Origin of the sequence: Streptomyces prasinopilosus (assembly GCF_001419695.1) — a bacterium.
GTDB classification, from domain to species: domain Bacteria; phylum Actinomycetota; class Actinomycetes; order Streptomycetales; family Streptomycetaceae; genus Streptomyces; species Streptomyces prasinopilosus.
This window is the reverse complement of the sequence record NZ_LIRG01000889.1, coordinates 1-2,339: the sequence shown is the minus strand read 5'-3', so window position 1 is coordinate 2,339 and position 2,339 is coordinate 1. Positions and strand designations below refer to the sequence as shown.

The 2,339-nt window shown below is 77.6% G+C and carries 2 protein-coding genes and 2 pseudogenes; 1 reads left to right on the top strand and 3 read right to left on the bottom strand.

Translation table 11 applies throughout. The annotated features are described in order from the left end of the window. From AOK18_RS33150 to AOK18_RS28065, 3 genes and pseudogenes are all read right to left on the bottom strand, one after another. Positions 1-299 (bottom strand): annotated as a pseudogene (locus AOK18_RS33150) (hypothetical protein); the annotation flags it as partial. Between the two features lie 369 nt (positions 300-668). Next, positions 669-1,286, bottom strand: a complete 618-nt coding sequence (locus AOK18_RS28070; protein WP_055696144.1) for an RNA polymerase sigma factor — start codon at positions 1,284-1,286, stop codon at positions 669-671. Positions 1,287-1,460: 174 nt separating this feature from the next. After that, positions 1,461-1,805 carry a hypothetical protein gene (locus tag AOK18_RS28065; protein ID WP_055574182.1) on the bottom strand — a complete coding sequence of 115 codons (345 nt, stop codon included), beginning with the start codon at positions 1,803-1,805 and terminating at the stop codon, positions 1,461-1,463. Between the two features lie 262 nt (positions 1,806-2,067). Here AOK18_RS28065 and AOK18_RS34885 point away from each other — a divergent pair. Beyond that, positions 2,068-2,339: pseudogene (locus tag AOK18_RS34885) on the top strand (DUF1877 domain-containing protein); the annotation flags it as partial.

The following is a 2,339-nucleotide window of genomic DNA, read 5'->3' as shown; positions in this document are numbered from 1 at the left end:
CTGGGCGGGGTCGCCGTCGCCGTTCCGGCCGCGCCCATCCCCGCGACGGCGACCCCGCCCAGGCCGAGACCGGCGACCAGGACGGAGAGGGTGAGCCGCAGCGGGAAGCGGCCGGGGCGCGGTTCCCGGGGCCGCCAGTCGTCGCGGCGCCGGGTGCGGGCGCGCTGCGCGCCCTCCTCCCGCGCCTCCCGGAACGCGGCCACGGCCCGCTGTTCGGCCCCGGCGTCGACACCCTCCTCGATCAGCGCTCCGGCCAGCAGGGCCTCGACGCCGGCGACGGTGAGGCCGGCGGGTCCCACGGTGTCACCGGCGGAACGCCGGACCGAGGCGGGTCCGGGGGCGGGCCCGGAGGCACGTCCGGCGGCGGAGGCGGCAACGGCACCGGCTCCGGGGCGGTCCTGCCGGTCCGCGTGGGGACCTCGGGACGCGGCCTCGGGGTGCGCACGCCGACGGCCGGGCGTCCCGCCGTCGTCCCGCCGTTCACCCATGTCCGTATCCGTCCCCGCTCGAGCCGTTCCATCCGTTCGGTCCACCCGGCCCGTGCGTCCGGCCGGCGACCTCGTCCCGCCGGGGCATACGTTCCGCGCGTCCGGCCTGTTCAGGCCGCCGGACCGGCCGTGCGTCAGGGGGTGGCGCCGCCCGCCGTCACGCGCCGTCCCGGTCACCGGTCACTTCGACTCACCCAGCGTCCGGGAGGCCTCATCCGTCACACTTTCGCCGCCCAGTCCCCTGGCCAGGCGTTTCAGCCCCCGGTACGCGGCCGTCCGCACCGCGCCCGGCCGCTTGCCGAGAACGCGGGCGGCGGCGGGGCCGTCGAGGCCGACGACCACCCGCAGCAGGACGGCCTCGGCCTGGTCCCGGGGCAGCCCGGCGACCAGTTCCAGGGCGCGCCCGGTGGAGATGGCCTCCAGCGCCTGGTCGTCCGTGCTCTGCGGACCGGGGAGGTCCAGCACGTCCTGTTCCAGCGCCGAGGGCCGCGGCCGCGCCCGTTGCCGGCGCAGGTGGTCCAGTGCCCGGTGCCGGGCGACGGTCGCCGTCCAGCCCCGGAAACCGGCTCCGTCGCCCCTGAAGCGGCCGAGGTCGCGGGCGATCTCCAGCCAGGCGTCCGCGGTCACGTCCTCCGCGTCGTCGCCGACCAGTCCGCGCACGTAACCGAGGAGCCGGGGCTGCACGAGGCGGTAGGCCACGGCGAAGGCGGCCTCGTCGCCGTCCTGGGCCCGCGCGACGGCCGCGCCCAGTTCCCCGTCGCGCGCCTGCGCGCGGCGGGGGTGCCCTCCCTTGCCCAAGAACTGTCCTCGTCCGTACCGGTCCGTGCCGCGGCCGTCCGGCCCGCCACGTCGGGTCGTGCCCACGGCCCCAAGGTCATCAGCGTCCGGCGCCACGAAAGTGTCACAGTCCGTCAGGTGCTCCGCGGCCGCCGGCGGGGGCCGTTCGACGGGGTCCGGACGGCGCCCGCCGCCTCAGCCGTCCCCGCCCGAGGCGTCCCGGCACAGCAGGCGCAGGGACCCCTCCGCGGTGTAGCAGCGACGGGCCTCCTCCACCGGGTCCCAGAGGCGGCCGTCGGGAGTGCGGACCCAGTGCTCGCCGCCGGAGGCCCACCACTCGCCGCCGGTCCGGCGCACGATCACCTCGCCGGCGTAGGCGCCGAACCCGCGCAGCACCGCCTCCACGGCGGCGTACGGGGCCCCCTCCCGGCGGATGTCCTCGATGGCCCGGTCGACGCTCCACAGACTGCGCGCCGAGTAGTCCAGGCGCAGCCGCGCCCCTTCGCGCATCGCCGTCACGGTGTCCGCCGCCCACCGCACGGGCCTGGCCGCGGCCGGGGGCCGGGTCCCCTGCCGGGTCGTCGCGGTCGTCGCGGTCTCAGTCGTCGCAGTCGTCACAGTGGTCCCAGGGTTTGCGTTCGTCACAGTGGTCACACCCCAGAGAGCGCTCCGCCCCGCGGTTCTGTCACCCGGACGGGCGCGGGCACAGGAGCGGCCGCCGCGGCGGGTGCCCGGCTCCGGGGTCGGCGGGCCGGCCGGCGCCGGGGTGACGGATCCGGTGCCGCTCGCGCTCCTGTGGTCGATGAGTACGTACTTACACCTCCGCGCCGTGCCGCCCCCGGCCCTGCGCAACAGCCCCGTCTGGCTGCAGCGGCTGTTCGAGGACGACTGGGACACCGTGCGCGAACGCGTCTGCCGCAACCGCGAGGAGATCCTCGACAGGGGCTACCCCGACCACGCGTTCCTCTACGCGGGCGCGCTCCCGCCGCACGTGCCGGACGGACCGCCCGCGCACGTGGTGCTCGGCGGCCGGCCGGTCTCCCCGCCCGGTCCCGGCCTGCCCCCGTTCCTGTT